Source organism: uncultured Oscillibacter sp. (assembly GCF_947654275.1).
Lineage (GTDB): Bacteria > Bacillota > Clostridia > Oscillospirales > Oscillospiraceae > Oscillibacter.
The window spans coordinates 1-26,883 of sequence record NZ_CANTJS010000034.1; the positions used below are offsets into that span (position 1 = coordinate 1).

27 protein-coding genes are annotated in these 26,883 nt (G+C 61.9%); 16 read left to right on the plus strand and 11 right to left on the minus strand.

Annotation, left to right across the window (positions count from 1 at the left end; translation table 11 throughout):
* The first annotated feature begins 134 nt into the window (after positions 1-134).
* Positions 135-617: a hypothetical protein gene (locus tag Q0063_RS09800; RefSeq protein ID WP_297871798.1), complete on the plus strand. Its 483-nt coding sequence runs from the start codon at positions 135-137 to the stop codon at positions 615-617.
* Here the strand turns inward: Q0063_RS09800 and Q0063_RS09805 are convergent.
* Positions 614-1,504: a LysR family transcriptional regulator gene (locus Q0063_RS09805; protein ID WP_297871799.1), complete on the minus strand. Its 891-nt coding sequence runs from the start codon at positions 1,502-1,504 to the stop codon at positions 614-616. The two genes, Q0063_RS09800 and Q0063_RS09805, sit on opposite strands and share 4 nt — an antisense overlap.
* Before the next feature lie 114 nt (positions 1,505-1,618).
* On the opposite strand from Q0063_RS09805, the gene Q0063_RS09810 reads away from it, so the two are divergent.
* From Q0063_RS09810 to tsf, 3 genes are all read left to right on the plus strand, one after another.
* Positions 1,619-2,212 (plus strand): LysE family transporter, encoded by a 594-nt coding sequence (locus Q0063_RS09810; protein WP_297871800.1) that lies wholly within the window; start codon positions 1,619-1,621, stop codon positions 2,210-2,212.
* A 259-nt stretch (positions 2,213-2,471) separates the two neighbouring features.
* Positions 2,472-3,209, plus strand: a complete 738-nt coding sequence (gene rpsB, locus Q0063_RS09815; RefSeq protein ID WP_297871801.1) for a 30S ribosomal protein S2 — start codon at positions 2,472-2,474, stop codon at positions 3,207-3,209.
* A gap of 32 nt (positions 3,210-3,241) precedes the next feature.
* Entirely contained in the window at positions 3,242-4,165 is a 924-nt protein-coding gene (gene tsf / locus Q0063_RS09820) for a translation elongation factor Ts (RefSeq protein ID WP_297871802.1), read from the plus strand.
* 176 nt (positions 4,166-4,341) lie between these two features.
* Here tsf and Q0063_RS09825 read toward each other — a convergent pair whose 3' ends face one another.
* Together Q0063_RS09825 and Q0063_RS09830 are read right to left on the minus strand one after the other, a co-directional pair.
* Complete coding sequence (locus Q0063_RS09825; RefSeq protein WP_297871803.1) at positions 4,342-5,619, minus strand: S-layer homology domain-containing protein; 1,278 nt, start codon at positions 5,617-5,619, stop codon at positions 4,342-4,344.
* A gap of 90 nt (positions 5,620-5,709) precedes the next feature.
* Positions 5,710-6,162 (minus strand): YjbQ family protein, encoded by a 453-nt coding sequence (locus Q0063_RS09830; RefSeq protein WP_297871804.1) that lies wholly within the window; start codon positions 6,160-6,162, stop codon positions 5,710-5,712.
* 104 nt (positions 6,163-6,266) lie between these two features.
* On the opposite strand from Q0063_RS09830, the gene Q0063_RS09835 reads away from it, so the two are divergent.
* From Q0063_RS09835 to Q0063_RS09845, 3 genes are read left to right on the plus strand one after another with little or no spacing between them, the layout of a single operon-like run.
* Positions 6,267-6,515, plus strand: a complete 249-nt coding sequence (locus tag Q0063_RS09835) for a Smr/MutS family protein (RefSeq protein ID WP_297871805.1) — start codon at positions 6,267-6,269, stop codon at positions 6,513-6,515.
* Positions 6,516-6,543: 28 nt separating this feature from the next.
* Complete coding sequence (locus Q0063_RS09840; protein ID WP_297871806.1) at positions 6,544-7,359, plus strand: carbon-nitrogen hydrolase family protein; 816 nt, start codon at positions 6,544-6,546, stop codon at positions 7,357-7,359.
* Entirely contained in the window at positions 7,356-7,664 is a 309-nt protein-coding gene (locus Q0063_RS09845; protein ID WP_297871807.1) for an MGMT family protein, read from the plus strand. Before Q0063_RS09840 ends, Q0063_RS09845 begins: the two co-directional genes overlap by 4 nt.
* A 52-nt stretch (positions 7,665-7,716) precedes the next feature.
* Here the strand turns inward: Q0063_RS09845 and tsaD are convergent, their stop codons facing one another.
* The 8 genes from tsaD to polA all read right to left on the minus strand — a co-directional run bounded on the left by tsaD (position 7,717) and on the right by polA (position 15,847).
* Positions 7,717-8,724: a tRNA (adenosine(37)-N6)-threonylcarbamoyltransferase complex transferase subunit TsaD gene (tsaD, locus tag Q0063_RS09850; RefSeq protein ID WP_297871808.1), complete on the minus strand. Its 1,008-nt coding sequence runs from the start codon at positions 8,722-8,724 to the stop codon at positions 7,717-7,719.
* Positions 8,725-8,837: 113 nt separating this feature from the next.
* Positions 8,838-9,437 carry a hypothetical protein gene (locus Q0063_RS09855; RefSeq protein ID WP_297871809.1) on the minus strand — a complete coding sequence of 200 codons (600 nt, stop codon included), beginning with the start codon at positions 9,435-9,437 and terminating at the stop codon, positions 8,838-8,840.
* Positions 9,434-9,922 carry a ribosomal protein S18-alanine N-acetyltransferase gene (rimI, locus tag Q0063_RS09860; RefSeq protein ID WP_297871810.1) on the minus strand — a complete coding sequence of 163 codons (489 nt, stop codon included), beginning with the start codon at positions 9,920-9,922 and terminating at the stop codon, positions 9,434-9,436. Before rimI ends, Q0063_RS09855 begins: the two co-directional genes overlap by 4 nt.
* Entirely contained in the window at positions 9,922-11,130 is a 1,209-nt protein-coding gene (locus Q0063_RS09865; RefSeq protein WP_297871811.1) for an Imm51 family immunity protein, read from the minus strand. Before Q0063_RS09865 ends, rimI begins: the two co-directional genes overlap by 1 nt.
* 28 nt (positions 11,131-11,158) lie before the next feature.
* Positions 11,159-12,010 carry a DMT family transporter gene (locus Q0063_RS09870; protein ID WP_297871812.1) on the minus strand — a complete coding sequence of 284 codons (852 nt, stop codon included), beginning with the start codon at positions 12,008-12,010 and terminating at the stop codon, positions 11,159-11,161.
* Entirely contained in the window at positions 12,007-12,504 is a 498-nt protein-coding gene (locus tag Q0063_RS09875) for an AAA family ATPase (RefSeq protein WP_297871813.1), read from the minus strand. Before Q0063_RS09875 ends, Q0063_RS09870 begins: the two co-directional genes overlap by 4 nt.
* Positions 12,501-13,142 carry a hypothetical protein gene (locus tag Q0063_RS09880; RefSeq protein WP_297871814.1) on the minus strand — a complete coding sequence of 214 codons (642 nt, stop codon included), beginning with the start codon at positions 13,140-13,142 and terminating at the stop codon, positions 12,501-12,503. Before Q0063_RS09880 ends, Q0063_RS09875 begins: the two co-directional genes overlap by 4 nt.
* Before the next feature lie 38 nt (positions 13,143-13,180).
* Complete coding sequence (gene polA / locus Q0063_RS09885; protein ID WP_297871815.1) at positions 13,181-15,847, minus strand: DNA polymerase I; 2,667 nt, start codon at positions 15,845-15,847, stop codon at positions 13,181-13,183.
* Between the two features lie 200 nt (positions 15,848-16,047).
* On the opposite strand from polA, the gene Q0063_RS09890 reads away from it, so the two are divergent.
* The 9 genes from Q0063_RS09890 to Q0063_RS09930 all read left to right on the plus strand — a co-directional run bounded on the left by Q0063_RS09890 (position 16,048) and on the right by Q0063_RS09930 (position 26,530).
* On the plus strand, positions 16,048-16,605 hold the full coding sequence (locus Q0063_RS09890; protein ID WP_367180357.1) for an adenylate kinase: 558 nt from the start codon (positions 16,048-16,050) through the stop codon (positions 16,603-16,605).
* A gap of 335 nt (positions 16,606-16,940) precedes the next feature.
* Positions 16,941-18,392, plus strand: a complete 1,452-nt coding sequence (locus Q0063_RS09895; RefSeq protein ID WP_297871816.1) for a hypothetical protein — start codon at positions 16,941-16,943, stop codon at positions 18,390-18,392.
* Between the two features lie 142 nt (positions 18,393-18,534).
* Positions 18,535-19,989: a hypothetical protein gene (locus tag Q0063_RS09900; protein ID WP_297871817.1), complete on the plus strand. Its 1,455-nt coding sequence runs from the start codon at positions 18,535-18,537 to the stop codon at positions 19,987-19,989.
* Positions 19,990-20,280: 291 nt separating this feature from the next.
* Entirely contained in the window at positions 20,281-20,910 is a 630-nt protein-coding gene (locus Q0063_RS09905; RefSeq protein WP_297871818.1) for a TrkA C-terminal domain-containing protein, read from the plus strand.
* Positions 20,907-22,019: an ABC transporter ATP-binding protein gene (locus tag Q0063_RS09910; protein WP_297871819.1), complete on the plus strand. Its 1,113-nt coding sequence runs from the start codon at positions 20,907-20,909 to the stop codon at positions 22,017-22,019. The genes Q0063_RS09905 and Q0063_RS09910 overlap by 4 nt, the downstream gene beginning before the upstream one ends.
* On the plus strand, positions 22,016-22,657 hold the full coding sequence (locus Q0063_RS09915) for an ABC transporter permease (RefSeq protein ID WP_297871820.1): 642 nt from the start codon (positions 22,016-22,018) through the stop codon (positions 22,655-22,657). The genes Q0063_RS09910 and Q0063_RS09915 overlap by 4 nt, the downstream gene beginning before the upstream one ends.
* Positions 22,654-24,156, plus strand: a complete 1,503-nt coding sequence (locus Q0063_RS09920) for a glycine betaine ABC transporter substrate-binding protein (protein WP_297871821.1) — start codon at positions 22,654-22,656, stop codon at positions 24,154-24,156. The genes Q0063_RS09915 and Q0063_RS09920 overlap by 4 nt, the downstream gene beginning before the upstream one ends.
* A 221-nt stretch (positions 24,157-24,377) precedes the next feature.
* The gene (locus tag Q0063_RS09925; RefSeq protein ID WP_297871822.1) at positions 24,378-24,932 is read left to right on the plus strand and encodes an RNA polymerase sigma factor; all 555 of its coding nucleotides are present in this window, start codon (positions 24,378-24,380) and stop codon (positions 24,930-24,932) included.
* Complete coding sequence (locus Q0063_RS09930) at positions 24,929-26,530, plus strand: hypothetical protein (protein ID WP_297871823.1); 1,602 nt, start codon at positions 24,929-24,931, stop codon at positions 26,528-26,530. The genes Q0063_RS09925 and Q0063_RS09930 overlap by 4 nt, the downstream gene beginning before the upstream one ends.
* The last annotated feature ends 353 nt before the right edge of the window (positions 26,531-26,883 follow it).

Consider the following 26,883-nt stretch of genomic DNA (forward strand, 5'->3'; position numbering starts at 1 on the left):
TCATCCTTCTACTGTTTTCTTCCTTTAATGTCCTACATGTATTGTACTCCTACATTTCTCAAAAGGGACGAAAGAAGCCACGGCTTGACAGCCCCTCGGGACCGCGCTATCATGGTCCCGGAGGCGATGGTCTTATGAAACGAATCCCCGTAAAGGTCCCCTGGAAACTCAGCGCCAGCGATGAAATTTTTAATTACCAGGGGGGACAGGGCCGTCTCTCCGTCTCGGTATACACAACGGTCAGCGGCCGGGCCCACCGGGAAGCCGTGGCGGCATGGGAAGGCCGGCACGGAACCGCCATGCCGGACCAGCTGTATAACGGGAGCATGGGGCAGATGCTGGAGCTCCGTTTTGAGGGCACGGCATTCTTCTGTTTCAGCGGACTCCCCTCCCGCTTCCCGCAGGACCGGAGCGAAGCCCTGCCGGACGCCGCCCTTTTTCATGCCCGCTGGGACGAGACCGGCATCTGTCCGGACCCGGGCTTTTACCAGATCGAGGACTCCCCTCTGAAGGCCTGCCTGTGCACCCGCGGAGAGTCCCTCACCCACTGGATGCTCTCCGCCCATGACGAAGAGCTGCACATCCTGGGAAAAACGTGGAAAGCGCTGCCGCTTTAGCAGTCCGAAACAGGCAGATGCTCCCGCAAAAGATTCAAAAACAGCTCCATGGCCGGGGTCACCCACCGCCCCCGCCGCCAGGCGCACAGGGCCGGGGCCGGCACGCCGGATATGGGGGCCTTCAGCTCCACCAGCCGCCCGTCCGCCAGCTCCTCTCGGGCCACAAAGCGGGGCAGGTAGGTAAAGCCCAGGTTGCTCATGACACAGCGCTTGATGGTCTCAATGCTCCAGAGCTCCAGGGTCACATCCAGCTCGATTTCCCGGTCCCGCAGATAGGCCTCCAGCCGGCGGCGGAAAATGCTGTCCGGCTCGTCGGTCACAAGAGAGGCCTCCTTCCTCTGCCCCGGCGTCACAAAGTCCGGCGCGGAAAAGTCCGGCGGGGCCAGCAGAACGATGTCATAGGCCCCCAGGGACTCCACCTCCAGGGCGTCCCGGTTCCAGTCCATGTCATAGCCCACCCCCAGGTCGCAGGCTCCCGTCCGGACGTTTTCTGCGATGCGCACGCAGTTCCGGCTGCGGAGAACCAGGCGCACCTGGGGCGCCCGCTCCCGGAAAGCCCGAATCACCGGCTGCATCTGATAGCACAGCAGCGTTTCCGCCATGTCCACCCGGAGGGTCCCCGAGGGCTCCCGGTCCCTCCGGCCCAGCTCCAGCAGCCTGTCCGCCGCCAGAAGCAGGTCCCGGGCCTGGCAGAGCGCCTGTTCCCCCGCCTCCGTCAGCACCATCCTGCGGCCCATCCGCTCAAACAGCGGAACCCCCAGTTCCTCCTCCAGCTGCTGAATCTGGACGGTGATGGTGGACTGGGTATAGCCCAGGCGTTCTGCCGCCCGCTGATAGCTCCCCTGGTCCACCACGGTCTGAAAGGTCCGCAGATTTTTCAGCTCCATCGGTCCCGCCTCTCTTTCATTGATTTTGCAAATATCATACTTGAAAAACTTTCACTTTTCAAATATATTTTTTGCTGGTATGATGGAACCATCTCAAAAAAGGATGTGGTCCCTATGCCGGCTTCCCTGCTGCCCTCTTTCCTGCTCTACTGCTATGTAGGCGCCATCACCCCCGGCCCCGCCAACCTCTGTTCCCTGTCCACCGCCCTGCGCTACGGCAAGGGCCCGGCCCTCCGGCAGTGGCGGGGCCTGTTCACCGGGTTTTTCCTGGTGTCCATGGCGGCGGTGCTGGCCACATGGCTGATGGGCACGCTGCTGAACCAGTATGTGGGGGCCCTGTCCTGGGTGGGCGCGGTCTATCTTTTGTGGATGGCGTGGCACACCCTGCGCGCCTCCTCCGGCCCGGAGGGGCAGGTCTCCAGCGCTCCCGGCTTCTTGTCGGGCCTGCTGGTCAATCTCACCAACGTCAAGGTGATGATTTTCTGCCTCATGGCCCTGGCGTCCTATGTCCTGCCCTATACCCGTTCCCTCCGGGCGCTGCTGGCGGTGGGCCTGTTTATGCCCTTCACCGGTCCCCTGGCAAATCTGGTGTGGCTCTTCGCCGGAGCGGCGCTGCAAAAGCTCTTTGTCAACCACCGCAAGGCGGTGGACCGGGCCTGCGCGGCGGCGCTGGCTCTGTGCGCCGTCACGCTGGTGCGGCCCCACTGAGGGGCCGGAGTCTCCCCGCCGTTCCGGTTTCTCCCCTGCCGAAGGGCCGTTTCGGGCCCAAAACTGATGGCCGGAACAAAAAGAACAAAAAAATTGGAAAAAATACTTGCATTGGCAGTTTTTATATGGTATTCTATTTCAGCATTCCGCACGGTGTGTCGACTTTCCGTTTGTGCCGCGCCCCCGCCGGGGGAACGGTTAGCGGAGAGGATGAAGCCGCCGGAGGTCAAAACTAAATCATATTGGAGGAACTCAAACTATGGCAAATTCAAGCGTCGTATCCATGAAGGCCCTGCTGGAGGCGGGCGTCCACTTCGGCCACCAGACCCGCCGGTGGAACCCCAAGATGGCTCCCTATATCTACACGGAGCGCAACGGCATCTATATCGTGGACCTTCAGAAGACCGTCCGCAAGCTGGAAGAGGCCTACAGCTTCGTCCGCCAGCTCAGCGAGAGCGGCCAGTCCCTGCTGTTTGTAGGCACCAAGAAGCAGGCTCAGGACGCCATCCGCGAGGAGGCAGGCCGCTGCGGTCAGTACTTCGTCAACGCCCGCTGGCTGGGCGGCATGATGACCAACTTCAAGACCATGCGCACCCGCGTGGACCGGCTGAACCAGCTGAAGGCCATGCAGGAGGACGGCACCTTTGACATGCTGCCCAAGAAGGAAGTCATGAAGCACCTGGGCGAGATTGCCAAGCTGGAGAAGTACCTGGGCGGCGTGAAGGACATGAAGAAGCTCCCCGGCGCCCTCTTCATTGTCGACACCCGCAAGGAGCGCAACGCCATTGCCGAGGCCCACAAGCTGGGCATCCCCGTGGTGGCCATTGCCGACACCAACTGCGACCCCGATGAAATCGACTATGTGATCCCCGGCAACGACGACGCCATCCGTGCCATCAAGCTGATCTCCTCCATTATGGCCAACGCCGTCCTGGAAGGCCGGCAAGGCGAGCAGACCGAGGAGGCTCCCGCTGCTGAGGCACCCGCCGCTGAATAAGCGATACGATATAGATTTGGAGGAAAGCAATTATGGCTTTTACCGCAACTGATGTGAAGACCCTGCGCGAAATGACCGGCGTGGGCATGATGGACTGCAAGAAGGCCCTGGTGGCCACCGACGGCGACATGGACAAGGCCGTGGAGTGGCTGCGTGAAAAGGGCATGGCCGCTTCCGTGAAGAAGGCCGGCCGCGTGGCCGCCGAGGGCATGGCCTACGCGGCTGTGATCGACGGCGTGGGCGTCGTGGTCGAGGTTAACGCCGAAACCGACTTCGTGGGCAAAAACGAGAAATTTGTGGACTTTGTGAAAGGCGTGGCCGCCACCGCCGCCAAGGCCAATCCCGCCGACCTGGACGCTCTGATGGCCTGCAAGTATCTGGACACCGACCTCACCGTCACCCAGCAGCAGCAGGAGATGGTTCTGGTCATCGGTGAGAACATCAAGGTCCGCCGCTTCGCGCTCTATACCGAGGGCGTGTCCGTGCCCTATGTCCATGCCGGCGGCAAGATCGGCGTGCTGGTGAACCTGGAGACCAGCCTCTCTGCCGGGCAGGTCACCGAGCTGGGCAAGAACATCGCCATGCAGATCGCCGCTCTGAATCCCCGCTTCTGGGACAAGGCTCAGGTCACCCAGGAGGTTCTGGACGAGGAGAAGAAGGTCATGCTGGCCCAGATGGAAAACGACCCCAAAATGGCCAACAAGCCCGCTCAGGTCCGGGAGAAGATTGTCATGGGCAAGCTGAACAAGTTCTATGCCGAGAACTGCCTGCTCCAGCAGGACACCGTCCGTGCCGACGTGTTCGAGGGCACCGTGGAGGCCTATATCGCCCACGCGGCCAAGGAGCTGGGCGGAACCATCGCCTTCAAGAATGCCGTGCGCTTTGAAAAGGGCGAGGGCATCGAGAAGAAGCAGGAAAACTTTGCCGACGAGATCGCCTCTCTGGTGAAGGGCTGATCTCCCTCTCCCCCGCAAAACCGGCAAACATGGCAAAATGAAACCAAAAAGGCCCGAGGCAGCGGCTGGCTGTCTCGGGCCTTTTCCTGTCTGACTGTCCCCAGCAAAAAACCGGAGCAAAGAACGGAAGCTGCCCGGGGAAGGCGGCTTTCGTTCATCGCAGGATCAATCAGCATTTAGTATCTGGAGTAAATCCAAGTGTCTGATGCCACCTCAGGTAGATCGAAAACGCTAGGGTCAAGTGCGCCTCCCCAATAAACCTTACCAGAGACGTTTCCTTCGTAAGTAGTGTGGTAGGTGCTGGGTCTGCCGCGAGGAGGGTCGAGAGAGGCAATAACAAATGCATGATAGTACCCCGTTGCAGTATTTTTCATCCACACAACGTCACCAGCTTTAAGCTGAGAAAAATTTTGGTGTCGAGACAGAGGAGCGGTCTCATCAAAAAGTGCATCACTGATAGCAGCGCCGAAAGCGCTACATGCATGGACGCTTCCGAACTTGGGAGAACTATACAAGAATGATTCGGTCCAAGTAGTCCCATGAGGCATGCTTTCCTCAAACCTTGCCAACAGCTCCTTGATGTTCTCCTCTGTAATAGGCTTGCCATTGGTCAGGCAGCCCTCTTGGTAGGTCGTGGAAGCATTGATGCGGTCCATCATCTGCTGGGCATTCTCGCCGTCCAACATCTTAAACAGGGGACCATCGGTGACTTCGGGGGCAGTCACAGTCGGCTTCTCCGGCTTGGGCTGCTCAACAGGCGTTTCAACCGGCTTCTGCGTCGGGATTTCCACCGGGGTGGAGTTTCCGCCATTCTCCCGAATGTAAGTCCGCAGCCGGCTCAGCACCACGGCGGCTTGAGCACGGTTCATATTAGCAACAGGGCCAAATGTTCCGTCGCTCCGGCCGGTCAGCAGTCCCAAAGAGTAGCAGGCGGCAACCGCTGTGCGCCGGGAAGAATCAATGCTGGAAAGGTCCTTGATAGCACTTTCCGCAGAATACATCTCGGAATCGCTGGGAAGGGGAGCACTTGTGTCACGCAGGACATTATACATGATGACGCTCATATCATCGCGAGTAAGCATGTTGCCAGCTTCATAGTCAGGCTTACCCTCAATGCGGGTGCCAGCCAGAGCACCATGTAGGTTGAGAATAGCAACGCCAGTTTTGGTACTAGCAGACACATTGTTGACCCTCATGTACTCGGCCATGTCCTCCGCATAGAAAGCCCTGGCGACAAGTACGCTGAAAGCACCGTAGGAGACAGAGTTCTGCGGCTCATACTTGCCGTTTCCATAGCCCGTGATGATACCCTCGCTGGTCATCTCGCTGATTTGCTGGTACGCCCAGTGAGAAGCGGGCACATCCTGGAAGCTTTCAGCTTCCGCGGCTTCCGCCGGCAGTATCAGGGCAAACATCAGGCAAAGCGCCATCAAGGAAGAACCATATCTGTTCATATCGCAGTTCACTCCTTTATAAAAATAACCGGAGGGGGTTCGGAACCATCCGGAGAGACGCCGCCCAAAGCGCCGCGTCTCTCCGTTCTCCTATTCCCCCATCACCTGAAACACGATGTCCCGCACCCGGTTCCGGGTGTCGCACTCCACCAGGGTCAAATTCTGCCAGGGCCCCACGGTGATCTTCCCCTCCACGAAGGGCACGGTGATGAAGGGGGACAGCAGCGCCGCCTTGATGTGGGAGGAACCATTGTCGTCGTGCCAGGTTTCATGGTGCCAGTAGGGCACCACCCGGCCCTGCTCGTCCAGATAGGGCGAGAACACATCCAGAGCGGCCTTCAGGTCGTGATTTACCATACCCGGCTCAAATTCCAGGGTGGTCAGCCCCGCCACGCCGCCGGTGGTAAAGCCGGTAACGGTGCCGGCGGAAATGCCGTGCTCCCGGCAGGCCGCCGTCACGGCGCTCTGGAAATCCTCCGTTACGTCGATCATGCCCATATGGGCCTTGGTGTGATAGGTTTTTGTCTCGGTATAAACTGCCATATGCTGGGCCTCCTTATTGGTTTTCTGTATTGTAACACGGCTTTCGCTGTGATACAATAGCTGTAAGCAAACCATGTTCAGTTTCTGTCGAAAGGGGGACGCCTATGGGCCCCGGCGTCGTTACCGTGGACCTCCACGGAAAAAATACCTATCAGGCCAGGGTGACGGTGGACGCCCTGCTCCGCCGGACAGGCCGGAGCGCCTACCGCCTCCGGCTGATTCACGGCTGCCACGGCGGCACGGCTCTGCGGGACTTCATCCGGGAGCATTACGGGCATCATCCGCAGGTCCTGCGCCTGGTCTCCTCTCCCGACGGCGGCGCCACAGACCTGGTGCTGCGGGAATACACCTGACATCATTGACATCATAAGGAGGTGCGCCATGCGGGCCGCTTTGATTCAAATGCCGGTGACGGCGGACAAGACGCGGAACATCGAAACCGCCTGCCGGAACATCCGGGACGCCAGACAGCGGGGCGCGGATATCGCCGTGCTGCCGGAGATGTTCTGCTGTCCCTATGACAACGCCTGCTTCCGCGCCTTCGGTGAGGCCGCGGGCGGCCCTGCCCAGCGGGCCCTTTCCGCCCTGGCGGCAGAGCTGGGCATGTACATTGTGGGCGGCTCCCTTCCGGAGCTGGAGGGTGAACGGGTCTACAACACCTGCTATGTCTACGGCCGGCAGGGGGAGGTCCTTGCCAGGCACCGGAAAATCCATCTCTTCGACATCGACGTAGCCGGAGGCCAGCGGTTCAAAGAGTCCGATACCTTTTCCTCCGGTCAGAGCATCACCACCTTCCAAACGGAATTCGGCCTGATGGGGCTCTGCATCTGCTTCGACCTCCGCTTTGAGGAGCTGGCGCGGTGCATGTGCCTCCGGGGGGCCCAGTGCATCTTTGTTCCCGCCGCCTTCAACATGACCACCGGCCCCGCCCACTGGGACCTTCTCTTCCGTCAGAGGGCGGTGGACAATCAGTGCTTCACCGTTGGCGTCTCCCCTGCCAGGGACGAGGGCGCTTCCTATGTGGCCTATGGTCATTCCATGGCCGCGGACCCCTGGGGGACGGTGCTCTGTCAGGCGGGGGCGGAGGAAACCACGCTGTATGCGGATTTGGATTTCTCCCGCGTCAGCGCCGTCCGGGCCCAGCTCCCCATCCTCTCCGCCCGGCGGACGGACCTCTACGAGGTGCGGGAACGATGAGCGGCCATATTTTCGCCTGCTTCCGGGATATCGTCCGGCAGATTCCCCCGGGGAAGGTAGCCACCTACGGCCAGATTGCCCGGCTGGCGGGAATGCCCCGCTGTGCCCGGACAGTGGGCTACGCCATGGCGGACTGCCGGGACCCCTCTGTTCCCTGCCATCGGGTGGTGGACCGCTTCGGCGGCACCAAGGCCGTCTTTGACATCTGCGCCCCCGGCGCCCAGCGGGCCCTGCTGGAGGCGGAGGGTGTCGCCTTCCGTCCCGACGGCACGGTGGACCTGGAGCGGTGCCGGTGGGAGAGTTAAGAGTGGAGAGTGGAGAGTGAAGATACATTGTTTTATCTCCACTCTCCACTCTTCACTCTTCTATCTCTTTTGTGGCATAGGCGTTCAGCTCCATCCCCGCCGTGTGGCCCGCCAAGTACTCATAATAGCCCTGGGCGCCGATCATGGCCCCGTTGTCTCCGCAGAATTTCAGGGGCGGCAGGTACAGCCTGCGGCCCTCTTTTTGACAGGCCCGCTCCAAATCCGCCCGGATAAAGGTATTGGCCGCCACGCCGCCGGCGGCAACGATGATCTTCCGGCCTGTCTGCCGCGCCGCCTCCATGGTCCGGGGCACCAGGGTCTCGCTGACAGCCTGGGTGAAATCCCGGGCCAGGGCGCCCCGGTCCAGGGGCTCCCCCACCTGCTCCGCGTGGTGGGCCAGATTCACCACCGCCGTCTTCAGGCCGGAAAAGCTCATGTCCAGCGGCGCGCCGTCCACCTTGGCGTGGGGCAGCTTGTACACGCCGCCGGGAGACGTCCGGGCCAGCTCGTCCATGGGCCTGCCGCCGGGGTAGCTGAGGCCCAGCACCCGGGCGGCCTTATCGAAGCACTCCCCCGCGGCGTCGTCCCGGGTGCCGCCTAAAATCCTCATGTCGGTGTAGCCCGCCACGTCGATGAGCAGGGTGTTTCCGCCGGAGATGGCCAGCGCCAGAAAAGGAGGCTCCAGCTCCGGAAACGCCAGGTAGTTGGCGGCAATGTGCCCCCGGATATGGTGGACGGGAATCAGGGGCACCCCCAGGCCCAGGGCCACGGATTTTGCGAAGCTCAGCCCCACCAGCACCGCCCCGATCAGCCCCGGCGCATAGGTCACCGCGACAGCGTCGATATCGCTCCGGGTGCAGTCCGCGTCCGCCAGGGCCTTTTCCGTCAGGGCGCCGATGACCTCCACATGCTTCCGGGAGGCGATTTCCGGCACCACCCCGCCATACAGGGCGTGCATATCCGCCTGGGAGGCAATGGCGTCGGACAGCACCCTCCGCCCGTCCTCCACCACCGCCACGGCGGTCTCGTCGCAGGAGGATTCAAATGCCAGTATTTTCATATCCCACACTCCTTTTCAATTAGGAACTTCCAGGAATTAGGAATGAGGAATTAGGAATTAGGAATCGTTCCATCATTTCAGTCATTCCTAATTCCTAACTCCTAATTCCTCATTCAGCTCTCGTCCCAGGGCACCCTGGGAAGCGGCCCTGCCGCCGGGTCCCTGGGTATCCGGACAAACTGTTCATATTTCCGCCTGGGGAAGCGGTTCTGATAGATAAAGCGGTGTTCCGCCATCAGAGCCTCATCGTCCACGGGCCCGGGGGCCAGATACAGCGTTTTATAATGGACCCCAAAAATATCCGTATCATATCCGGCGGTCCGCAGGCCGTTCCGGGCATAAAAGCCCAGCCGGCGTTCCGCCATCGGAGGGTCCGGGGCGTGCTCCGGGGCCTCGCTCTCCCCCAAAACCACGGTCTCCCGCTCCGCCCGCCGCAGCTCCTCCAGCATGACAGCCCCAAGCCCCTGATTCCGCAGGCCGGCGGCCACACAGAGGTAGTCCAGCAGGGCCCAGCCGGGATGTCCCAGCCAGAGGAAGCACTCCCCGGCAATCTCTTCGCCGTCAAACAGGCACAGGGGCCGGTACCAGCCGTCCCGGCACATGGACTGAATATTGGCCAGGGGCTTCAGCTCCGCAGGGGGGAAGGCGCTTTTCATGTCCCGTTCATAGACCAGCTCTACCTGTTCCGGCGACGCCGTCCGAAGCTCCATCATGGCGCGCCTCCTTCCCCGGAGAGGTCCAGGGTCATGATAATGGCGTCCTCCCTGGGGTGCTCGTAGTAATTCCGCCGCCGTCCGCTCTCCCGGAACCCCCGGCTCCCATAGAGGGCAATGGCGTCGTAATTGGAGGCCCGGACCTCCAATGTCAAAAAGGCCAGCCGGTTCCCCCGGGCAAAGTCCAGAAAGACCTGGATCAGCTGCCCCGCCACTCCCTGTCGGCGGCAGTCGGGCCGGACGGCGATGTTCAGGATGTATCCCTCGTCCAATATCACCTGCAAACCGGCGTAGCCCGCCACGGCCCCGGTCTCATCCAGGGCCACCAGAAAGGCGGACAGGGCGTTGTCCAGCTCCTCCGCCAGCATGCTCCGGGACCAGGGATCCGGGAAGCAGACCCGCTCCAGCGCAGCCACCTCGTCCAGATGGTCCCCGTTCATGGGGACAATCCGGACTTTTTTGTGCTGTTCAGCTCTTGTGTTCATCAAAACGTTCCTTTCCTCACTGATTCCGCCGGGACCAGCAGCGCCAAAATCCGGTCCGGCTCATACCGCAGCAGGTCCGAGAGACCCAGAGCCATCCGGCGCAGGATCTCTCCGTCCTCCGACGCGGCGAAAAACACCCGTTCCTCACAGGCGTACTCTACAAAGGGTCCGTCGTCAGGCTGATACCTTCTCAGATACGCCCGGGCCAGCCGCTCCCAATCCCAGCCGGTGCCGCTGAGGCCCGCCCGCAGAAACAGTTCCCGGCAGTATTCCCCGGCGTCCAGCCCCAGGCACCAGCGGCCCCCGCTCTCCGTGCAGACAAAGGGGGCGATGTCCTCCTGAAACCAGGTCTGCGGGTCCACACAGGAGGCCCGGGGCGGGTCCTCGTCCAGCTCCTCACAGAGCCGCCGGACGGGAACCGCCGGGTCGATGGACGCCAGCCGCCGGACCAGAGCAGCATAGCCCCGTTCCCGCTGCTCCAGATAGCGCCATTCCGGCTTCAGCAGGGGCGTCAGCCAGTAAAACCGCAGGGTCTCCCCTGTCGGGAGCAGGGTCAGGGGCTCCAGGGGGTACTGACTGGACAGGTCCTCCAGCAGCACCGCCCCGGCAAAGCCCCGGCTGGTCAGGTGGAAGCTCCGGCAGGTCATGCCGGGATGGGCCTGGCCCTGGACAATCAGGAAGCTCCGCACCGCGTCCCGCAGCACCCGCAGGGGCCAGTCCTCCCTCTCCTCCCAATCCGGCATAACCAGCAGGGCCAGCTCCATCCGGGTCTCCCCGGCGGCGCAGGCCCCCGCGCCGATGGTCACCGCCCGCCAGTAAGGGGAAACCCGGTCCGGCGGAATCAGGGCCGCGTCGATCTCAGGGCCTCCCGGCTCCGTCAGGGAGACGGTGCAGGCGATGGAACCGAACGTCTCACGGATACAGGCCTCCACCGTCTGCCGCTCGGTACCGCCATAGCGGGCGTTTGCGCAGGCGTCCCGGCGGAGCGCCTGTTCGCGCTGTTCCCCGTCCAGCCGCTGGAGCTCCAGCCGTTTTCTTCTGCGGCCCTCCTGAACAAAATCCCACAGAAGCCGTCCCAGTACCATCGCCAGAAAAATGGAAAAGAACACCGCAATCCAGAGATATTCCATGTACAGCCGCACCAGAAGAAACACGCCCAGGAACCCCAGCAGAAGCCGCTTCCAGGGCAAAGGCCGCCGCTGCTTCATACCCATCAACCTCCGTTTATCATTCAGTTCATTCTGTCTCCCCACGGCTGTACAGGACAATGCCCAGCAGAATGGCCGTGCCGCCCAGGAGAACCGGCGGCCCCGGCCGCTCGCTGAACAGGAACAGCCCCCATACCGCGGCCAGCACCGGTTCCAGCAGGTTGGCCGTGGCGATAAAGGCCGGCGGCAGATATTTGAGGCCCCAGCTGAACACGCTGTGTCCCAGCAGGGTGCAGAACAGCGCCATGCCCAGGGCACAGCCCAGGTTCACCGGGCCCCAGCCCGTCAGCGCCGTCCCGCTGCCCAGGGCGGTCAGCAGCACCGTCCCCGCCGCCGAGCAATAGACCAGAACCGTATACACCGTGGTGGAGAGCCTCCGGCGGCAGACCGCCCCCAGCATGGTGTAAACCGCCATGCACACCGACCCCGCCAGGGCGAACAGATTCCCCCGAAGGGCGGTTCCTCCCTCTCCGGCGTCCGCCAGAGCCACCAGGACGCTGCCCCCAAAGGCCAGCAGCACCGCCAGCCATGCCCTGCCTCCCAGTTTCTTCCGAAACAGCAGCACCGAGGCCAGAGCCACAAATAAAACCTCCGTATCCACCAGCACCACCGCCGCCGCAATGGAGGTCCAGCGGAGGGACTCGAAGTAACAGGCGAAATGAATGCCCAAAAAAGCCCCGCTGATGAGGCTCAGCAGCAGCTCCCGCCGCCGGACGGCTCGAAACGCTTCCCTCTGGGCAGCGGCCAGGGGGACCAGCAGCAGCGCGGAAAAGGCCATGCGGTAAAAGGCCAGGACCAGAGACGGGGCCGTGGACCAGCGGACGAACACAGCGGAAAGAGACACCCCCGCCACCCCCAGCAGCACAATCAGACGCTTCATACCCCCACCTCCAGCCGCGCCGCCGCTTCCTTCGGCGTCAGGCGGGAGACGTCCAGCCGTTCCGTATCCAAAGCGGCGTACAGCGGCAGATAGGACAGGCTCCGCTCCAGGGCGGCCTCATCCCGCCGTCCGGCCCGGATATCTCCCCGGACGCGGGCGGACAGGACCTCCGGCGCACAGACCAGGGAGACGGCCCGGACGCGGCAGTCATCCATGTCCAGCCGGGACAGCACCGCATCCCAAATCTCCTGCCTTTGGAGCACCCAGCAGAAAATGACATGCTGATAGGCGGAGCAGCGAAGGAATTGGTTTAAGAGAAAACAGATATTTTCCAGCACCATGGCCTTCGTCTCCTCCGTCACCCGAAAGGGATGGCTGTCCCAGCACCAGTCCCCGTCCAGAAAGACGCTGCCCTCCAGCCGCTTTTGCAGCGCACGGCAGACGGCGGTCTTGCCCACGCCCATGGGGCCGCCAATCAGGTACAGCGTCCTCACGCCTGTCCCTCCAGCCGGGCGGCGCAATACTCCCGGGCGTCCTCCATGATACTCCGCCGTCCGTTCTCACGGAGAAATCCTCCCCGCTCTCCCTCAAGCAGACTTTTCTCGATCAGCTCCATGGCCTGGGGGTACTTCTCTTCGCAGAGCAGACAGAGGATGATTTCCAGACTCCTGCTGCGGCTGTCCGCCTCCAGCCGGGCCCGATAGGAGGCAATATCGGGAAATGTATGTTCCTTTACAAGCTCCTCTGTACGGTCAAAAATGGCCTCCACAACGGATTCCAGTGCCTCCGGCCCCGGAAGGGGCAGCTTTTGGACCGGCAGCCACAGGGACGGCGCGGTGAAGGCTCCGTTGACATGGAAGCTGAACGGCTGTTTTTCCGCCTCCTCCGCAATGTGGAAAACGTCCCAATACACTTCATCCAGCGCCGGGGGCTTGCATCTGATATTCATTTTCAGCATTTTCCCACAGTCTACAGGCGGGATGCTGACAATCAGCATATACAGCATCCCGTCCCGCTCCCGATACTGTTCCCCGGCAATGGTCTTCCAGCCCCGCCGCTTTCCAATCTCTTTGCAGGTTTTCCCCAGGGGCTTTTTCAGCTCCCGAATCAGCCTTTGTTCCTCTCTGGTCATCTCTCTACTCTCCACTCCTCACTCTTCACTCTCAGCTCTCAGCCCTTGGCCTCCAGCCAGTTCCTCCCCCAATGGGCCTCCGCCGTCAGGGGGACGCTGAGACGGACCACGTTCTCCATCTCCTCCTCCAGCAGCCCGGCCACGGTCTCCGCCTCCGCCTCGGGGCACTCCACAATCAATTCGTCGTGAACCTGGAGCACCAGGCGGGCCTCCAGCCCCTCGGCTCTCAGCCGCTTCCACACCGCCACCATGGCCAGCTTCATCACGTCCGCCGCCGTGCCCTGGATGGGCATGTTCAGGGCCACCCGCTCACCGAAGGCCTGCATGTTCCTGTTGGAGGCGCTGAGCTCCGGCAGCTCCCGGCGGCGGTGGAACAGGGTTTCCACAAAGCCCGTATCCCGCGCCTTTTTCACCACCGCTTCCATATAGTTCCGCACGCCGGGGAAGGTGGCGAAATAGGCCTCCATATATTCCCTGGCCTCGGCCACGGACACGCCGATGTCCCGGCTCAGGGAAAAGGCGGAAATGCCGTAGACAATGCCGAAGTTCACCGCCTTGGCGCTGCGGCGCATCTCGTGGGTCACGTCCTCCCGCGCCACATGGAAGACCTTGGCCGCCGTCTCGGCGTGGAAGTCGCCCCCTGCCAGGAAGGCCGACCGCATGGCCTCGTCCCCGGCGATGTGGGCCAGAATCCGCAGCTCGATCTGGGAATAATCCGCGTCCACCAGCACACAGCCCGCCTCCGCCGTGAACATCCGGCGGAACTCGCTGCCCAGGTCCGTCCGGGTGGGAATGTTTTGCAGATTGGGCTCCGTGGAGCTGAGACGGCCCGTGGCGGTGACGGTCATCTGGAAGTTTGTCCGCACCCGTCCGTCGGAGTCAATGGCCTTCAGCAGCCCGTCGGCGTAGGTGGATTTCAGCTTGGTATACTGCCGGTACTCCAGCACGGCGTCCACAATGGGGGCCTGCCAGCGGAGCTTTTCCAGCACGTCGGCGTTGGTGGACCAGCCGGTTTTCGTCTTCTTCCCGTGGGGCAGGCCCAGCTTTCCGAACAGAATTTCACCCAGCTGCTTGGGGGAATTGATGTTGAAGGTCTCCCCCGCCAGGCCGTACACGGCCTGCTCCCGCTCCGCAATCCGGGCGGAAAGCATCTCACCGAAGGAGGCCAGGGCCCCGGCGTCCGCCCGGCAGCCCGTCCGCTCCATCTCCGCCAGCACCCGGCACAGGGGGAGCTCGGCGGTGTCATACAGCTCCCGGAGGCCCAAGGACTCCAGCTTTTCCGAGAGGGGGCCGTACAGCGCTTCCACCGCCGTCACATAGCTGTCCAGCGAGGCCGCGGCGGCGGCGCTGTCCCCCAGGAGGGAGAAGGCGTCCGGGTCCAGATAGAGGGGCCTGGGCAGCTCCTCGCTGAAGTGGGAGACGAACAGCCGGTCCAGGTCATAGCTCCCCGCCGTGGCGTCCAGCAGATAGGCCGCCAGGGCCGTGTCGAAGACGAAGCCCTCCGCCGGAAGGCCGTTCTCCAGAAGGTCCCTCGTCAGGTCCTTGACGTTGTGGGAGACCTTTTTGACCTCCTCTGAAAAGAGCGCCGCCAGCAGACTGTTCCAGTCCCCTTGATACCCCTCGAATAACAGCTCCGCCATCATAGCGGTTCCGTCCCCGGCTCCGCAGAAGACCCCCACGCCGGCAAAATCCGGCAGCGCCAGCACCGACACATGGTTCGCCGCCCTCCAGAGGGTCAGCAGCCGTTCCGCCTGCTCCGGCGTTGTCACCCGTTCCACGCTAACGTCGGCGGTCTTCCGCTTCTCAGGGGCGGCGCTGGCCGGCGTCAGGCCGAAGCGCTCGATGAGCCTGGTGAATTCCAGCTTCAAAAACAGCGGATAGGCCTCCGGGCCGGGGGCCTGCCGCAGGTTGGCCTGGGGCTCGAAGTCCAGGGGCGCGTCGGTGACGATGGTGGCCAGCCAGTAGGACTGCCGGGCGTCCGCCTCCCCCTCCGCCAGCTTTTTCACAACGCCGGGCTTGGCGGGGGTCTCCGGGGCGGTGACAATCTCCGGCATATGGTCATATAGATGGCCGATGGAACCGTACATCTGAACGAGGCCCATGGCGGTTTTTTCCCCCACGCCCTTGACGCCGGGGATGTTGTCGCTGCTGTCTCCCATCAGGGCTTTCAGGTCAATCATATGAATGGGGTCAAAGCCGTATTTCTCCCGGAAGGTCTCCGGGGTATAGTCCACGGTAGTGGTCTGCCCCATGCGGGTGGAAACCAGCTTCACCTTGGTGCGCTCCGTGACCAGCTGGAGGCTGTCCTTGTCTCCCGTGACCACCACGCAGTCCCAGCCCTGCCCCTCGCACCTGCGGGAGATGGTGCCCAGGAGATCGTCGGCCTCCCAGCCCTCCAGCTCATAGCGGGGAATGTTCAGAGCGTCCAGAACCTCCTTCAGCACCGGCACCTGCATCCGCAGCTCCTCCGGCATGGGCTTCCGGGTGGCCTTATAGGCGGCGTCGGCCTTGTGGCGGAATGTGGGGGCGTGGACGTCGAAGGTGACGCAGAGCCCGTCGGGCTCCTCCTCCCCCATCAGGCGCAGGAGGGTGGTGAGAAAGCCGAAAATGGCGTGGGTGTACAGCCCTTCCCTGGTGCTGAGGGGCCGGATGCCGTAATAGGCCCGGTTTAAAATGCTGTTGCCGTCAATCACCATGAGCTTCATATCGAAAACCTCCCAAAACAGCGGAATGGCAGAGTCCGGGGACTCGCCCTGAAAATTTTACTGTAATTTATAAAGTATACCACATCCCGCCGGGATTCACAACAGCGGAGTTTTCCCTTCTCTTTAATAAGCGTTGCTGAAATATAACTCCGGCGATTTCTACAAAGGTATATTGATACGGCAGGAGTCCGGTGTTATAATTGACTCAACAAATCGTCATTTATCAAAAACAGACCGTCCGTTTTGGAGGAAACCGTTTTATGTTTCAAAAAGCAATCATAATTGGTTGTCCAGGGGCAGGAAAAAGCACATTTGCAAGAACACTGAGCGATAAGGCTCACTTGCCTTTATATTATCTTGATATGTTATGGCACAAGCCTGACAGGACAACTGTTGACAGAAATATATTTGACGAGAAATTAAAAGAAATTGTTTTACAGGACAAATGGATTATTGATGGAAATTATGGAAGAACACTTGAAATGCGTATTCAATCGTGTGAAACTATATTTTTACTGGACTTTCCGGCAGAGGAATGTTTGGCTGGAGCAGAATCACGCATAGGCAGGCAACGTGTAGATATGCCATGGATCGAAACAGAATTTGATGAAGAATTCAGACAATGGATTATTGATTTTCCCAAAAATGAATTGCCAATTGTATATGAACTGCTTGATAGATATAAAAGCGAAAAAAACATTTATGTCTTTCACTCAAGAGCTGATATAGATGAATATTTATCAAAAATATTTAGTTAAAAATCCGGATTTACTGAGCAGCCATCCACAAGTGGATGCTTGTCCGCTTTAGATAGTTTAAAAAATGGTTTAGCAAAGCCGCTTTCAGCAACACCAATCTGAAAAGGGAGGTTTTCCTGTTTTCGCGGGGCCCTGCCGGGCCGGTGATTCCCTGCGAAAGCAGATTTCGCATCAGTACAGGAGAAAGCGAAACGGGCAAAGTTTCCGGTTTGTTACCATTTGTTTTGCTTTTGTGGTTTCTTCCCGGCCGAAAACCGCCATACTGTTTTCAGAAAGCATTCCGCCGCGGCCGGACACGCAGGCCGGGCATCTGAACACAGAAAGGAAGTGCTCACATGACGTTTTCAAAACGCCTGTCCCTCTTTGCTCTGGCATGTCTGCTGACCCTGACCGCCTGCGGCGGAACCTCCGCGCCCCCGGCGGAGGGCCCGGACATCCCCCCGTCTCCCCCTCCTGAGATCGCCGGTACCCCGGAGGAGGAAAACGTGACCCTCTACGACCTCGGCGGGCTGAAAGCCGCCCTGCCCAACGAATATCTGGACCTGCTCCGGGTGGACACGGACTTCCCCGACGGGTCAGAGAGCTGGAAGCCCCTGATCTCCGTCTATGAGAAGGCCTCCTATGAGGCGGCGGAACAGGATTTCGGCGGCGGAGCCGGGTTCCTCTTCGGCTTTTTGTCCATGGACCAGGCGGCCCTTGAGCAGCACATCAACTACGACGGAGACCACGCCCGGGTCTTCGCCGCCGACGGAGAGCGGTACTACGCCCTCACCGGCCCCACAGACGTGCAGTTCTACCGTCCCGGCGGAGAAATCGACATCGAGAGCGAGGACTGGAAGCTCTGGGAGAAGCTGAACGAGCTGGGCCCCCGGGTGCAGGCGGACTTTCTGGAGCGGAACGGCCTCCAGCCCTTCACCGTTCAGGACTTCCTGAGCCGGAGGGCGGAGGAAGAGGACTCCGTCTGCCTGCGGTACTATCCTTACTTTGTCAAGGACGGCGACACCCGCATTTACTATCAGCTCCTTCTTCGCCAGCCCGCCCGGCAGGGCGAGGGCGGCATCTGGGCCGTGGACCGGTGGATAGACAAATCCGGCAGTCAATCCCTCTACTTCCCCGACAGCGGCAAGCCCGCCGCCGAGCATTACGCGGAGCTCCAGAAGCAATGCGACGCCGGGGAGCACCTGGAGCTGCTGGCCCCTGCGGGAGCGGCGGCGGCCTTTGTGACAGACTATTTCGGCCACGAGACCGTAGACGGCAGCTTCGAGGAAGTCCCCGAGGTGGACTATGGCTATGTGGAACGGAACGAGCGGCTCCATCGGATGGTCCTGGGCCTGATGTCCCGGCCAGAGGATGTGGACGGCATGGACCTGCTGAGCTGCGTGGGGGAAGCCACCGCCGACAACTGGGGCGTTCTGGGCCGCTGGATGTACGGCTCCGACTGGTTCGCCCCCCTGATGGAGGCTCTGGCGGAGGCCGCCGTGGGAGAGGACCAGCAGCGGCGGGACTCCATGGTCATCTCCTGCTTCCTGGCCACGGGAGACGCCCAAGCGGACTTCCGCACCCCCCTGTCCGCCATTCTCAAAGCCCAGTTCGACGCAGATTCCCAGGCATTTCTGGCGGCGCTCCGGGAATTCTCCGAGGCGGAGCAAATCCTGATCGAGGACGCCGCCGGGTTCTCCACCCATCTCCTTGGCGCTGTAGTCCCCGACGGCCTCACCGGCGCCATGTCGCCTCCGGATACGCCGGAGTATGTGTGTGCGCTCCCGGAAGCTCCTGAAATTTTCTGACACACGGGCCGGCCCCTGCTGGAATTTGCAGGGGCCGGCTATGTTTGAAAATTGCCGTAAGAACCGTCCTCAAACATTTGCGCTTTTCCAAAATCTGTGCTATGCTGTTTCCATATTCGACATTGCACGAGGTGATCTCTCTATGGCCGTTCAATACGATCCGCCTCTTTCCGCTCTGATGGACTTTTTCTGCGAGGGAGAACATCAGGGCTTTCCAGAGGGCGGCATCCAGGAAGCGGAGACTCGTCTGGGCGTGAAGCTGCCCCCGGTCTACCGGGACTTCCTGTGTTCTTACGGCAAGGACCCCGTCTGTGCCTGCGTCCGTCAGGTCCCGGAGCCGAAGGCCATCCGTTCCTCCTTTGAGCTGCTGGAATCTGCACTGGAGGCCCGGTCCCCGGACCGGGAGGACGAGGACGGCGGGACCTCCCTTTCTCAGCTCCGGCGGCTGCCCCGGGAGCGCTGGGGGGAGCTGGCGGAAAACCACGTCCTCCTCTGGCGGAAAGAAGCGCCGGGAGGCTGGTCCGCCGGATACCGCCTCCGGGACCTGCTGGAGGGCGTGCCGGACCCGCCGGTTTACGGCTGCCGCGAGGAGGTCTGCGTCACCTGTGAGAAGTGGGCGGACCATCTGGAGGATTTTTTGCGGATGATGCTGTTTCAGGAGGGCTGCGGCTGGCACGGCAGGCGGCGCTATGCCTGGGAGACCAATATTCAAACGGAGCTCTCCGCCGCTGGGGCCGACTGGCTGACCCTGCGGGCCCGGAGCCGCCCCCTGGCGCAAAAAGAATCCGGCTGGCTGGGCGCCTGCCTCAGCGGCGACGGAGAAACCCTGTACTTTTATCATCTCGGCTCCAAAGGCGGGCAGGATCTCCGCATCATCCAGCGCCGCGCCCGGCCGGAGCCCCCTCAGGACCCCGCCAAACGGAACCGCAGCGACCCCATCCAGCGGGAAAGCCGTCTGCCCGCCCCCCGGGTTTATAAGCCCTCCGGTCAGGGCCCCTACCGGCTGGCCCTGCTGGCCCACCAGAAAAAGGACCTGGGCATGGAGCAGCCCAGGCCTGAGGCGGGCATCCCCCTCCATCCCTTCATCGCCCTGCTGGTTCAGGAGGCCTTCAACCGCCAGCCCGCCACCGCCTATGACTGGGGAAAGGACCTGGGCCGGCTGAAAAGCCTGAAGCTGGAACTGCGCTACGGCACCCGGCGGGCCATCGAAGGGGACCTGGCCTACATCTACCCGCCGGGGGAACACTTTCCGCCACCGCCCTATTACTTCGATCTCGAGGACTGGTCCATCGTGGAGAAAATGACCGCGCTGCGGTCTGTGCTGGTGGAGCGCATCCTGATTGAGGACGCCGCCTTCTGGTCCGCCCTGAAGAAGCTGCCCAACCTGAAAAGCCTCACCGTCTCCGCCACGCAGGTGCAGGACTTCTCCTTTTTGAGCGGATGCAGACAGCTGACCCGCCTCAGCCTCTACAACACCAACTTCTCCGACTGCCGCCTGCTGCTGGAGCTGCCCAAGCTCCAGGAGGCGGACCTCCGTTTCTGCCCTCTGGAGCATACCGAGGTCCTGGAACAGCTCGCCTGCAAGGTGACCCGGTAAAACCAGCCGCCCCAAAATCCCCTTCCCTCTTCGGGAAGGGGATTTTTTTGCTCCGGTTCCGGCGGCTGCCTCACTGCTCCGGAAAACCCCGTCTCGATGGGTCTGTACATTTTTGACATAATTTGTCGAAGTTTCCGGAAATTTCAGCGGGTTTATGTTCTTTACAAAAAATTAACTGCCATATCTATTTACATTTTCAAGTTGTCAGTGTATACTGATGCTAACGCCGGCAGGCAGCACGCCGCCGGTCCCCTGTATCCGCCCCCCCTGGGGCGGGGTTTGGAGGCTGCTATGGGTCAGACCGTCGTCCCCTCACAATACCTTCAGATCGCGCTGGATCTGGCGGGCCGGGTGGCCCGGGGCGAGCTGCCGGAGGGCAGCCGCATCTATGGCCGGTCCGTCATGGCCTCGGAATACAATGTGTCGCCGGAAACCGTCCGCCGGGCCCTGCGGCTCCTGGCGGACATGAAGGTCATTGATGTAAAGCCACAGAGCGGCGCTGTAGTGCTCTCCGCCGACAGCGCCCGGCGCTACATCGCCAACTTCCAGGAGAGCGCCGACGTCCGCAGTCTCCGCCGGCAGCTGAAGGAGCTGCTGGCGGAGGAGGAGGTTCTTCACGGCCGGGTTATGGACACCATTTCCGCCCTGATGAAGAGCCCCTTCGCCTCCGCGCACCAGCCCTTTCCCAATTACGAGGTCCCGGTGCCGCCAAGCTCCCCCCTGCTGGGCCGGAGCATTGGCGAGCTGAAATTCTGGCAGTCCACCGGCGCCACCATCGTGGCCATCCGGCGGGGCCAGACCGTCCTGCTCTCCCCCGGTCCCTATGCCCAGCTCTACGCCGGGGATACCATCGTCCTGGTGGGCAGTCCCGCCGCCGCGGAGGCCGCCCATAACCTGATCGCGTCAAAGGAGGTCTTATGATCCAATTCGAACACGTCTGCAAAAGCTACGGAAAAACACCCATTCTGAAGGACCTGAGCTTTACCATCCCCGACGGGCAGTTTGTGGTCCTGATCGGCCCCTCGGGCTGCGGCAAAACCACCACCCTGAAAACCATCAACCGCCTGATCGAGCCGGATTCCGGCGTCATCTCCATTGACGGACAGGACATCCGTTCCACCGACAAGGTGACTCTGCGGCGGCACATCGGCTATGTCATCCAGCAGATCGGCCTGTTCCCCAACATGACCGTGGCCCAGAATATCTGCGTGGTGCCCAGGCTGCTGAAATACGACAAGGCCCAATGCGCCGCCATTGTCCCCGAGCTCCTGAAAATGGTGGGCATGGAGCAGTACGCGGACAAATATCCCTCGGAGCTCTCCGGCGGCCAGCAGCAGCGCATCGGCGTGCTCCGGGCCCTGGCGGCCTCGCCGCCCATCGTTCTGATGGACGAACCCTTCGGGGCCCTGGACCCCATGACCCGGGAGGTCCTGCAGGACGAGGTGAAAAATCTTCAGCAGAAGCTGAACAAAACCATCGTGTTCGTCACCCACGATATGGGCGAGGCCCTGAAGCTGGCGGATATCATCATCTTTATGGAGGCGGGCCGCATCGTGCAGATGGCCTCCCCCGAAGAGATGCTGGAGCATCCCGCCAGCGGCCTGGTCCGAAGCTTCCTGGGCAAGCACGGGCCGGAGAACCCGCCGCCCTCCACGGTGGAATCCTTCATGCGCACCAACGTGCTCAGCGTGAAGAAAAACCGGGGCGTTCTGGAGTGCGCCGAGCGGATGGCCCGGGGAAGCGTGGACACGCTGCTGGTAACGGACCAGGACAAGCGCTATCTGGGCGTGGTCTCCATCGGTGATATCCGCCACTGGGGCCAGGGGCTCCAGAGCATCGAGCCCCTGATCCGTCAGAGCGCCCGGACCGCCCGTGTGGGCGACGAGGCCAGGGAGTGCTTTGACTATCTGCTGGACTCCGGCGCGCCCTACGTAGTAGTCCTCAATGAGGACGACACCATCGCCGGCATCGTCACAAAGACCAGCGTGGCCCGCTCTGTGGCCTCCAGCCTGTGGGGGAACGGGGAATGAGGATGCTGTTTGATACATACGGCGCCTTGCTGGTCAAGGCCATTGCCGTCCATACCGGCTATGTGCTGGTGTCCGTGGCCGTGGGTTTCCTGCTGGGACTGGCCCTGGGCATCCTCCTGTCCCGGGTTCCCAGATGGTCCGGCGTCATTCTGCCGGTGGTGTCCATTTTCCAGACCATCCCCGGCCTGGTGTTCATCGGCCTGCTGTTCCTGGTGCTGGGCATGACGCCTGCCACGGTCATCACCGCCCTGTCCATCTACGCCATGTTTCCGGTGCTGAAGAACACCTATACCGGCATTCTGGGGGTGGAACGGAAATACATCGAGGCCGCTAAGGGCTGCGGCATGTCCCGTCTCCAAGCCCTGACCAAGGTGGAGCTGCCTCTGGCCATGCCCACCATTGTGGCGGGGCTGCGGATGTCCGCCGTCTATACGGTTTCCTGGGCGGTGCTGGCCGCCATGATCGGCCAGGGAGGCCTGGGGGACTTCGTATACCAGGGCACCAACTCCAACAACAACACCCTCATCCTCCTGGGGGCCATTCCGGCGGCCCTTCTGGCCATTGCCATCGGGGCGCTGATTGACCTGCTGCAAAAGCGGGTGACGCCCCGGGGCCTGCGGAAGGAGGTGGGCAAATGACCTGGGCTCTTGTTCTTGAGCACCTCTTCATTGTTCTGGCCGCCAGCATCCTGTCCATCACCATAGGCCTGCCCCTGGGCATTTGGGCCTATGCCTGCCCCAGGATCCGGGGGCTGATTCTCCGGGTGGTGGATATTCTGCAAACCATTCCGGCCCTGGCCCTGCTGGGCATCATCATGGTGCTGCTGGACCCCGGCAAGCTCACCGTAGTCACCGGCATCACCCTCTACTCCCTCCTTCCCATTGTGCGGAACACCTGTCTGGGACTCCAGCAGGTGGACCCGGGCGTGAAGGAGGCCGCCCGGGGCATGGGCATGAGCAAAACCTACCGGACGCTGCTGGTGGAATTTCCCCTGGCCTTCCCCACGGTGTTCACCGGTATCCGCATCGCCGTGGTCAACGCCATCGGCACGGCGGTCTTCGCCGCCTTCGTAGGCGGCGGCGGCCTGGGCAGCATCATCAACCGGGGCATCCGGGTTCAGGATACCCGGATGATTCTCACCGCCACCGGAGCCCTGATGGTGATTTCCGTGGCCCTGGACCTGCTGATGGGCTGGTTCGAGGGAAGCATCCAACGGAACCGGGGCGGCTCCCGGACCCTGCTGGCGCCCCTGGGGGCCATTCTGGCGGCCTTCCTCCTGCTGCTGCCCTACGGTCTCAGCTCCGCCGGTGAGGGAGAATTGCTCCTGTACGACGGAGACTACAGCGAAACCCAGATCATGCACCAGATGGCAAAGCTCCTGATTGAGGACCAGACGGATTACACCGTCACCATTCAGGATCAGATGTCCCAGGTGAACAACTTCAAGGCCCTGATCGGGGACAGCCACACCTGCGACCTGATGATCTCCTACGACGGGACCCTGCTGACCACCTTTCTCCAGAAGGACCCCACCGACGCGCCGGAGGGAACGTCCATTTACGACTTCGCCAACGAGCTGGCCAGGGAGACCCACGGCCTTGTCATGCTGGAGCAGCTGGGCTTTGACAACACCTATGCCATCGCTGTCACACAGGACACGGCGGAGCGATACGGCCCCAGAACCGTCAGCGACCTGATCCCCCTTGCGGGGGACCTGGTCTTCGGCGCGGAACACGAGTTCTTCACCCAGGAGGGCAGCATGAAATTCGGACCCTTCACGGAGTTTTACGGTCTGAAATTCAAGGATTCCATGTCCGTGGACGTGAGCCTGAAATACGCCGCCGCCGAAAAGGGCAGCTTTGACGTCACCGAGGTCTACGCCACCGACGGCCTGAACCGCAAGGCGGGCCTGACGGTGCTGGAGGACGACCTGAATTTCTTCCCCGACTACAATGGGGCCTTCCTTCTGCGGGAGGACACCCTGGAGCGCTTCCCCGGCGTGGACGACGTCCTGAACCGGCTGGCGGGACAGATTGCCAACGACGACATGGTGGAAATGACCTACCAGGTGGACGTGGAGAAGCGGACCGTTGAGGATGTGGCCCGGGAATTCCTTCAGACCCGGGGGCTTTTGTAACCCCGTCCATCCGCGTTTTCGCATCCGGAATCCAGAGAGTGAGGAATCCGTCCGGGCCGCCGGGCGTTCCTCACTCTCTGCTTTCCGCCGGAGATTTGGAGCCGCCGCCTCCGGCAAGTTCGCCCGTTCCCAATATGCAACTCCCGATTTTTCAATTTCCGCGAAACCTTTTCCTCTGTTTGCCGTCTATGCCTGTAGAGAAACGAAAGGAGGTCCTGCCCATGGAAGACGGACAGATCATCGACCTGTATTGGAACCGGGACCAGAGCGCTATTCAGGAGACCGCCGGGAAATACGGCGGCCTGCTGGAGCGCATCGCCTGGAACATCCTCCGCAGCTGGGACGACGCGGAGGAATGCGTCAACGACACCTACCTCCGGGCCTGGAACGCCATTCCCCCCGCCCGGCCCTCGGTTCTGCGGGCCTGGCTGGGAACCATCACCCGCAATCTCTCTTTGGACCGCTGGCAGCGGGCCCGGGCGGACAAGCGGGGCGGGGCGGAAATCCTGCTGGGAGAGCTGACGGACTGCGTGCCCGGCGGCCGGGGCCCTCAGCAGGCCCTGGAGGACCAGGCCCTGGCGGAGCATCTGAGCGTGTTTCTGCGGGGGCTGAGCCGGGAGAGCCGGGTGATGTTCCTGCGGCGCTACTGGTACGGCGAGGCGGTGGCGGACATCGCGGCGGGCCTGGGCTGCGGTCAGGGGAAGGTCAAGTCCTCCCTCTTCCGCACCCGGAAGGCCCTGCGGACTTATCTGGAAAAGGAGGGAATCGCGCTATGAAGGCAGAACGGCTGTTTCGTGTGCTGGGCCTGGTGGACAGCGAGCTGGTGGAGGAGGCCATGCCCGGCCGGGCTCCCGCCGCCCGGCCCCCTCTTCCCTGGAGGCGCTGGGCAGCGCTGGCGGCCTGTCTGGCGCTGGTGTGCGTTCTGGGCCTCGGCTGGCGGATGACCGGGGGCTTTGGGGGCTATGGCGCCGGTATGTCCGGCTCCGCGTCGGGCGGAGACAGCGGCCCTGCGGACCCCGGCGCGTCCGGCGCAGGAGGCGCCGGCATTGAGGACGGTACCGTCTTCATGTCCTACGCCGGACCGGTGTTCCCCCTCACCACCATAGAGGACCCCGCCGGACTGACGGCGGAGCGGGCAATCACCTGGGACTTCGCCCCGGGCGTCAGCAGCTACGGCGAGACCCGGCAGTGGGGGGCTCAGGTCACCGATGCATACACGCTCAGCAACCGCACCGGCGCGGACGTCACCGTGACGGCCCTGTACCCCTTTGCCGGGAGCTTCAGCGATCTGGCGGCGCTCCGGCCCACTGTGACCGTGGACGGAGAAGCTGTGGAGACCCGTCTTTATGCCGGAGCCTATTCCGGCGGCTTCCAGAGCACCTTTGGGGCCGATGTGCCGGACACCATGAATCTGGACTCCCTGGACAGCTGGACCGAGTACCGGGCCCTGCTGGAGAGCGGGGACTACCTGGCCCGGGCTCTGGAGCCCTATCCGGTGCTGGACGTGCCGGTGACGGTGTACGAGTTCACAGACTTTGAGGCTCCCCATGAGCAGTACCGGGCCGCCACCCAGGCCGTTTCCTTCTCCGTCGACGAGGCGGCCACCCGGATTTTCACCTATGGGTTCAACGGCGGGGAATGGGACCGGGACTTCCGGCGGTACAGCTATTTTGTCCCCGACGGAATACGGGGAGAGCCGAATATCAAGCTGCTGGTGATTCTGGGTGAGGACATCGGGGACTACAGCCTGGAGGGCTTCCAGAACGGCGGCTGCAACCCGGGAGAGGAAATCGACGGGGTTTCCTGCACCGTCATCCGGAGTGAGACCACCCTGGACGCGGTGCTGGACCGGCTCTGCCGGGCCTATGTGGAGCAGTACGAGCAGAGGCGGGTCGTAGATCAGGAAAACGCCTTTGATGCGGTTTCCTTCACCATGTACCGGGGAGCCGTGTCGGAGCTGCTGACCCAGTACGGCATGCTCTCCGATACCCCTATGGACCGCTACAATGAGGGCCGCCTGGACGACATGCTCAGCGAGGTTCTGCCCCAGGAGCGGGTGTTGTACCTGGCTTTCCCGGTGACGGCGCCTGCCGGGGGCAGCGTCACGGTGACGTGCGAAGGGTGGAAGGAACCCAGCTTTGACTTCGCCTGCTCCGGCTCGGAGCACGCGGACCTCCAGGGCTACGACCTGGTGACCCGCCTGGGGTCCACCCTGGAGTTCACCCGGCAGAGCGCCGCCCTGGTTCACACGGAGGGCGTCCACATCACGGGACAGAACTTCGGCTTTGACCCGGAAAACGGCGTCCTGTCGGTGGAACTGGATCCCGGTCAGGAGCATTACTATCTGGAGTTCCGCCCTCTGAACGAGTCATAAGGACTTAAATTTCAAAAAATGACTGAGGTAATCGTTTTTCTGCCTGCAAAACAGGCGGTTAAGCTCTGAAATCCGATTGGAACTGTCTGGAATAGCCGGACAGTTCCAATACTTTTCCAGAAAATTTATGAAATTCTGACCTATTCATACCCCTGAAATCTTTGTATAATAAGAGTGTAACCATCGGTCAATTGTAAGAACCTGTATTCATAGCCGTGGGATGCTGGATGGACGGAAATTTTTCCTGCCAGACAAGGAGATTTTCTGCCGCAATCCTGACGGATTGCAAGGGAAATCGACGCGGTATGGCGGGAAAAAGACCGTCCAGACAGCGTTCAGCGGTTGTGAATACA